General features: G+C 63.5%; 5 protein-coding genes and 1 pseudogene. 2 read left to right on the forward strand and 4 right to left on the reverse strand.

Going from position 1 to position 6,106, the window contains the following annotated elements; all coding sequences use genetic code 11:
* Nucleotides 1–26: 26 nt before the first annotated feature.
* Nucleotides 27–1,673: a lysine--tRNA ligase gene (locus tag BKY27_RS01470; protein ID WP_071672638.1), complete on the reverse strand. Its 1,647-nt coding sequence runs from the start codon at nt 1,671–1,673 to the stop codon at nt 27–29.
* A 123-nt stretch (nt 1,674–1,796) separates the two neighbouring features.
* Between BKY27_RS01470 and BKY27_RS01475 the strand changes: the two genes are divergently transcribed.
* The gene (locus BKY27_RS01475) at nt 1,797–2,216 is read left to right on the forward strand and encodes a tellurite resistance TerB family protein (protein ID WP_071672639.1); all 420 of its coding nucleotides are present in this window, start codon (nt 1,797–1,799) and stop codon (nt 2,214–2,216) included.
* Here the strand turns inward: BKY27_RS01475 and BKY27_RS01480 are convergent.
* Nucleotides 2,201–3,199: a DMT family transporter gene (locus tag BKY27_RS01480; protein ID WP_233491753.1), complete on the reverse strand. Its 999-nt coding sequence runs from the start codon at nt 3,197–3,199 to the stop codon at nt 2,201–2,203. The genes BKY27_RS01475 and BKY27_RS01480 overlap by 16 nt on opposite strands.
* Before the next feature lie 240 nt (nt 3,200–3,439).
* On the reverse strand, nt 3,440–4,921 hold the full coding sequence (gene dacB, locus BKY27_RS01485) for a D-alanyl-D-alanine carboxypeptidase/D-alanyl-D-alanine endopeptidase (protein ID WP_071672641.1): 1,482 nt from the start codon (nt 4,919–4,921) through the stop codon (nt 3,440–3,442).
* Between the two features lie 101 nt (nt 4,922–5,022).
* On the opposite strand from dacB, the gene BKY27_RS01490 reads away from it, so the two are divergent.
* Complete coding sequence (locus BKY27_RS01490; protein WP_233491754.1) at nt 5,023–5,871, forward strand: DMT family transporter; 849 nt, start codon at nt 5,023–5,025, stop codon at nt 5,869–5,871.
* 122 nt (nt 5,872–5,993) lie between these two features.
* Here BKY27_RS01490 and BKY27_RS19850 read toward each other — a convergent pair.
* Nucleotides 5,994–6,106, reverse strand: a pseudogene (locus tag BKY27_RS19850) (IS481 family transposase); the annotation flags it as partial.

Genomic DNA, 6,106 nt, shown 5'->3' on the forward strand with positions numbered 1-6,106 from the left:
CGCATGGCACCCCCCTGTTTTTGGCCTCAGCCAGCCAGCTTGCCGGCCAGCGCATCCTCGATCAACGCCTTGGTCTCGTCGATGCCATAAAGCGCGATGAACCCCCCGAAGCGCGGCCCCTGAGAGGCCCCGAGGCAGACCTCGTAAAGCGCCTTGAACCAGTCCCGCAGCGGCTCGAACCCATGGGTTTTTCCGATAGCGAAAACAATGGATTGCAGGAATTCCTCGTCCTGCCAATCAACCTCGGGCAGCGCCTCGTCCGACCCCGCCTGTGCGGTCTTGCGGGCGATCACGTCCAGCGCCTTGTCCGCGTCGCCAAGGCAGGCCAGCAACTCTTCCATCGCCGCCTTTTCCTTGTCATCCGCCAGCCGGAAGACCCGTGTCGGCTTCACGAAGTCGTTGAAATAGCTGATCGCAAACCCAGCCGCCTGATCCAGATCCGGGTTCCCCTCCGGCGACGCCTCCGGCGCGTAACGGTTGATGAAGCCCCAGAGCTTTGCCTTCTCTTGCGCACCGGACACGGACACCAGGTTCAGCAACATGGCGAACGGCACCACCATGGTGGAAACCGGCACGTCGCGGCCATGGATGTGGTAGACCGGATTGGCCAATTGCGCCTTGGCATCCTGCGTGTGATAGGCGCGCAGTTGCTGATGATACTCATCCACTGCCTTGGGAATAACGTCGAAATACAGACGCTTGGCGGTCTTGGGTTTGAGATACATGAAGTAGCTCAGGCTTTCGGTCGAGGCATAGGTCAGCCATTCGTCGATCGAGATCCCGTTGCCCGAGGACTTGGAAATCTTCTGTCCCTGATCGTCGAGGAACAGCTCGTAGGTGAAGTGTTCCGGCGCGGGCATGCCCAAGATGCGGCAGATGGAATCGTAGATCGGCGTATTGGTCGAGTGATCCTTGCCATACATCTCGAAATCGACGCCGAGCGCGGCCCACCGGGCGCCGAAATCGGGCTTCCATTGCAGCTTTACGTTGCCGCCCGTCACGGGCAGCGTCCATTCGCGCCCATCCTCGTCGTCAAAGGTGATGGTGCCGTCCTTGGCGTTCACCTCTTTCATCGGCACATACAGCACCCGCCCCGTTTCCGGGTGGATCGGCAGGAAAATCGAGTAGGTCTGCCGCCGCTCTTCGCGCAAGCTTTTCAGCATGACTTTCATCACGTCGTCATAGCGCTCGCAGGCGCGCAGCAGCGCCTCGTCGAACCGGCCGGATTTGTAGAAGTCGGTGGCCGAGTAGAATTCGTACTCGAAGCCGAACGTGTCGAGGAACCGCCGCAGCATGGCATTGTTATGGTCGCCGAAACTGTCATGCGTGCCAAACGGATCGGGCACCGACGTCAGCGGTTTTTGCAGATGCTCGCGCAGCATGTCCTGGTTGGGCACATTGCCCGGCACCTTGCGCATCCCGTCCAGATCGTCCGAGAAACAGATCAACCGCGTGGGGATATCCGAGATCACCTCGAACGCACGGCGGATCATCGTCGTCCGCAGCACCTCGCCAAAGGTTCCGATATGCGGCAGGCCCGAGGGGCCATAGCCGGTCTCGAACAGGACATGGCCCTTTTCAGGCGGCACCTTCTCATAACGTTTGAGCAGCCGGCGCGCTTCTTCAAAGGGCCAGGCTTTCGAGCTCATTGCAACGTCACGTAGGTCAGACATGTCCTGCTTCCATTTTCATCGGCAATCTCGCGGCCCCATGCCGCGTGTGCGCAATGCCCCTATTGCCCCATGCGCGCGGGGTCAATAAATACCGGGGACAGATCCCGTTGAAAGGCCCTCGCCGTGACCGAACAACCCTCCCTATCGCCGCAGGATGCGCTTGTCGCATTGATGATCGCCGTTTCCGTGTCGGATGAAAATATCCGCACCTCGGAACTGGTCACGATCGAACGCATCGTGAATCACCTGCCGGTCTTTGCCGATTTCGACTCGGACCGGATGCGCGTGGTGGCCCAGATCGTGTTCGACCTGTTCGAGGAAGAAGACGGGCTGGATGCCCTCTTCGGGCTGATCCATGACGCTCTGCCCGAACGGCTGTTCGAAACCGGCTATGCACTGGCTTGCGACGTGGCCGCCGCCGATGGCCTCTTGCGCCAGACCGAGCTGCAAATGCTGCAAGAAATCCGCTACCAGTTCAACATCGACAGGCTGCACGCCGCCGCCATCGAACGCGGGGCGCGCGCGCGTCACATGGTGGTCTGACCGGGCCCCTCTGCGTCCACATCGCGCGCCACCGTCATCGGCGCGATCGGGTTGCCCGGCGCGACCGAGCTTTCGGCCACCGGCAACGGCGAGGGCGTGGCGCGGCTGGTGCGCAACTCGCGATATCCCAGGTAAAGCCCGCTGGTGATAATCAGGGACATGCCCATCAAGATCGCCGGTCGGGGCACCTCGCCCCACAGCACATAGGCCATGACCGTCGCGATCGGCAGGTAGGAATAGTCGAAGGGCGCCACGAGACTGGCGCTCGTCACCTGATAGGCGCGGGTCAGGGCCATGTAGCCAAGGATGCCCACGGCCCCCAGCAGCGCCAGACGTCCTGCCTCCCACCCCGGCGGCAAGACCCATGTGAACAGCAAGTGGGTGTGGTGCTCGGGGACGGCGACGATCTGGTTGGTCAGCCAGCCGAATGGCACAATCAGAATGGCGGAAAAGACGAGGGTATAGAGCGCCGTGGTCAGCGTGGTTTCCCGATCCCCGATCCGGCGGGCGAGGATTTGCGCAATGGCGTAGAACAGGGCGCAAAGCAGCGGCAGGATGGCGACGGCGTTGAATGCCTCGCCCGACGGGGTCATCGCGATAACCACACCGACAAAGCCGACGGCCAACGCCACCATGCGGTGCGGGCCGATACTTTCGCGCAGCCAGACGGCAGCCAACAGCGCGATGAGCAGCGGGGCCGAGAAGAAGATGGTTGAAACCTCGGCCAGCCCCATGAACGGAAACGCCGCATAGAACATCGCAAAGCCCGACGCGAGCAACACCGCACGCAACAGGTGCAGCGGCCAAAGCGGCGTCAGCAATCGGTGCGGGTGCCCCAGCCACAGGATCAGCGGCCCGACCAGAAGGGCCGCCATCAGGCCGCGCGTCAGGATCAGTTCCCACACGGTGTAGCTGTGCAAGAGGTCTTTCATCATGCCGTCCTGCACGACGAAAAACCCCATGCCGATCACAGCGCTGGACATGCCTTCCACGGCGCGTGGAGTCGCAACCGCAAGGGCCTGTGGCGAAACATCCGACACGGGCGCAGCCTTTCAATCATGGGTATGGCGCGTCGGCGAAATGCCCGGCGCGGCCCATGTCATCAAATGTCGAAAAACGCCCCCTGTCGCGCCGGTTTGCGACAGATCCGCGGGCAGCAACTGGCCCCAAGGGCATGTTGTGCATATCCGGGCACCGGATTCCGGCCAGTCGCTACCGGCACCCTAGCCGTGCATCGCGGTCCACCGGCGCAGCAGGGCCTGCTGCAACAGCTTGGCGTGGGTGTTGTAACTGCGCGCGCCGGGCGGGCGCGCCTCTTGCCCCGGATCGAAGGTCGTGCGCCGTTCCAGATCTCCGCAGAAAATGGCAAATGCCAGATCTCGGCCCGAGGCAAGCCGCGCATAGCCCGCAAGCGAGGACACGAAATAGAGCGTGCCGGTCTTGGCCACGATCTCGGCCGGGGGATTTGATAGAAGATTTCCGTGATCGTCGAGCATCGGAATGTCTTTCATGATCCGGCGCAACCCGCCATTGGCCCCGCTGCCGACCAGCGCCCGCACCATGTCGCGGGCGTTGATCCGGCTTTCATCCCCAAGGCCCGAATGATCGACCAGTCGGGGGCGGCGCAGCCCGTAGCGTTCCATCAGCCACGCATTCATCTGGTCGGCCGATTCACGCAGGTCCACGGGGCGAATACCCCCGGCCTCGGTCGCCAGCAGCCCGGCCACCTCGGCGGTCAGATTGGTGGACCAGCGCATCATGCCGCGCAGCACCTCTTCCAAGGGGTCCGAGACATGGTTGACCAGCACCTGCGCCGTTTCGGGCGGGGCACTGCCGAAGACCGGCGCGTCCAGCACGATGCCCCGCGACCGGGCCAAGACCTGGAAGACCTCGGCGGCATACATATGCGGGCGGCGCACCGGCAACCATCGCGCCCCGTTCTGGCCCAGGGCGCCGCGCGCAACGCTCCATTGTTCGATCTCGTCGCTTTCCTCAAAATCATAGATCGGCGCGCCGCGATCAATGACGTCCATCCGGGTCACCGTCACGGGCGGGCGCAACGAGGCCGAGCGCGCATCCATCTGCACGGTGTAACCGTTGGCGCCTCGTTCCCATTCGAAATGCACGCGGTTGAAGTTCAGGTTCAGCCCCGAGACCGCCGGGTTATACCCGACCTGTGCAGGCTGATCGGGGTCGATTTCGTGAATATGCGGCACCGCCTCGTGCGCCACCCTGAACCGTCCCGTGACTTCACGCAGGCCGGACTCGGCCAGATCCCGGGCGATATCATTGAGCGCGTCGGTATCCAGCACAGGGTCCGCCCCGCCGACCAGCCACAAATCACCGTCGAGCCGTCCGTTCGTCAGGGTGCCTTCGGCCACGACCTGCGTATGGAACCGGTACCCCGGCCCAAGGCGGTCCAGCGCATAGGCCGAGGTCAACGCCTTGGTGACAGAGGCAGGCGGCAAGCCGACCAGCGGGTTCACAGACTCCAACACCTGCCCCGACCGCGCGTCCGCAACCACGCATGCGACACGCCCGCCCAAACCGGCGCGCGCGATCAGATCGGCGGCAGAGGGCAGCGTGCGCAGGAAAAACCCGTCTGGCCGTGGCAGCGGGATACGCGAAACCTCGGGTGCGAAGGCGTTGGCAGCACCGGCCACACTGGCCAAGGCCCCCCCCAGAAAGGCGCGTCGTGAAACCATATCGCTCAAATAGCTTTGTTCATTGCCCCGGCGACTAAACCCTACCCGGCGTTTTCGCTCAACCCTTTCAGCGATCACAAAAAGCGCCTATTGCCCGAGCCATGACTGCTTCGATGTTTCGCGCCCTGCCCCTGATGCTGCTGGCCATGTGTTTCGTCCCGATGGGCGACACCGCGGGCAAGCTGCTTGGCGGCGATCATGGCGTCAGCCCCTTCTTCACCGCGTGGAGCCGCTTTGCCGTTGGCGCGGTCCTGCTGGCCCCCTTTGCCCTGCGCACCGGTGCGCTCCGCCTGTTGGGCGACTGGCGGATCTGGCTGCGCTCGGCGTTCCTCGTGGGGGGCATCTGCTCGATCCTGACCGCCCTGCGGACCGAGCCGATTGCCGACGTGTTCGGTGCCTTCTTCGTTGGCCCGATCCTGAGCTATTTCCTCTCGGCAATGTTCCTGAGCGAGACGATCTCGCCCCGCCGCACGCTGCTGTTGCTGGTGGGCTTTGGCGGAGTGCTGCTGGTGGTGAAACCGGGGTTCGGCATGACCCCCGGCCTCGGATTCGCGGTGTTGGCAGGGCTTTGCTATGGCTCCTACCTGACCGCTTCGCGCTGGCTGGCCGGGATCGGGCGGCCACGCGCATTGATGATGTCGCAACTGATCATCGGGGCGGTGGTGCTGTTGCCGGTCGGGCCAGCACTGGCGCCAGAGCTGTCCCTGCCCGTGGCGGGGCTGACGCTGGCCTCGGCGCTTGGCTCGCTGCTTGGCAACCTGCTGTTGATCACCGCCATGGGCATGGCCCCGGCCTCTCGACTTGCGCCCTTCGTCTACACCCAGCTTTTCGCGGCCACGGCGCTTGGCTGGCTGGTTTTCGGGGCGCTGCCCGATGCGCTTTCGGTCACGGGGCTGCTGCTGATCGTCGGCTCCGGCCTGACCACGCTGACCCTTCGCGCCGATCGCTAGCATGCGCCCATGCGATCCCTCGCGCGCGTTGCGGTCTTTCGCAATCACGCCGCCCACTCTAACCTATTGATGTCGCATGTCCGAGGAGCGTAAAACCCGTTCCCACTTTTGCGCGACATGCTCTAGCTGTGGAACGTCAACAGGTTGTTCCGATCCAATCCTAATCGGCTGATTGGTGGTTTTGACTTTAGCGCCGAGTGCGGACGGTGCCAATTGTAGAGATGCGTCCATACGG

Origin of the sequence: Nioella nitratireducens (assembly GCF_001879715.1) — a bacterium.
Lineage (GTDB): Bacteria > Pseudomonadota > Alphaproteobacteria > Rhodobacterales > Rhodobacteraceae > Nioella > Nioella nitratireducens.